This is a genomic window from Microbacterium sp. SZ1, assembly GCF_002362255.1.
Lineage (GTDB): Bacteria > Actinomycetota > Actinomycetes > Actinomycetales > Microbacteriaceae > Microbacterium.
Map to the genome: position 1 here is coordinate 1 of NZ_LPVV01000032.1, position 923 is coordinate 923.

1 protein-coding gene is annotated in these 923 nt (G+C 68.4%); it reads right to left on the bottom strand.

Going from position 1 to position 923, the window contains the following annotated elements; translation table 11 throughout:
* Window positions 1-27 precede the first annotated feature (27 nt).
* Window positions 28-726 carry a phosphate signaling complex protein PhoU gene (gene phoU, locus AUC47_RS10790; RefSeq protein WP_096715197.1) on the bottom strand — a complete coding sequence of 233 codons (699 nt, stop codon included), beginning with the start codon at window positions 724-726 and terminating at the stop codon, window positions 28-30.
* Window positions 727-923 lie beyond the last annotated feature (197 nt).

The following is a 923-nucleotide window of genomic DNA, read 5'->3' on the forward strand; positions in this document are numbered from 1 at the left end:
AGCATCCGCCCCCTTCGTCATGCCGGGTCAGGCGTGCCCGTGCTGCTCCTGCTGCTCGACGGCGAAGGCGATGTCCTCCTCCTGCACCTGCCAGTCGCCGGTCGCGAGGTAGACGACCTTCTTGGCGACCGCGACGGCGTGGTCGGCGAAGCGCTCGTGGTAGCGGCTGGCGAGCGTGGCGTCGACGGTCGCGGTCGCTTCGCCCTTCCAGTTGTCGCTGAGCACCTTCTCGAAGACGCTGGCGTGCAGCTCGTCGATGTCGTCGTCGGTGTTGCGGATGGTGTCGGCGAGACGGAGGTCCTGCGTGCGCAGCAGTTCGGTGAGCGTGCGTGAGATCTCGACGTCGAGCTCGCCCATCTTCGTGAACGTGCCCTTCAGACCGCGCGGGATGGCGCGCTCGGGGAAGCGGAGGCGAGCGAGCTGCGCGATGTGCTCGGACATGTCGCCCATGCGCTCGAGCGACGCGCTCACGCGCAGCGCGAAGACGACGATCCGCAGGTCGCGGGCGACCGGCTGCTGACGGGCGAGGATCTCGATGGCCTGCTCGTCGAGGGCGACAGCGAGCTCGTCGATCTTGGCGTCGTCGGCGATCACCTCCTCGGCGAGGGCGACGTCGCTCGTCGCGAAGGCGCGGGTGGCCTTGTCGATCGAGACCGTCACGAGGTCGGCGATCTCCACGAGGCGGGACTGCAGGTCCTCGAGGGACTGGTGGAAGACTTCGCGCATGGGAGGCGCAACCTTTCATTCGGGTCTCGGCTGAGGTGCCAGCGCGAGACGGCTGGGTCGTTCGCGCATGAGAGGACCGCGCTCCCGCACAGGCCCGAGGCGATTGTCCGCCCCGAAGGTTAACGAACGGTGCCCAGCACGTGAATAGTAGTTCTCGTGACGGCTGAGGGGCGGGCGAACCCGCCGATCGGCAGGGG

Excerpts from the sequence above, each read along its gene's own strand:
- phoU (WP_096715197.1), bottom strand. The coding sequence starts at position 726 with ATGCGCGAAGTCTTCCACCAGTCCCTCGAGGACCTGCAGTCCCGCCTC.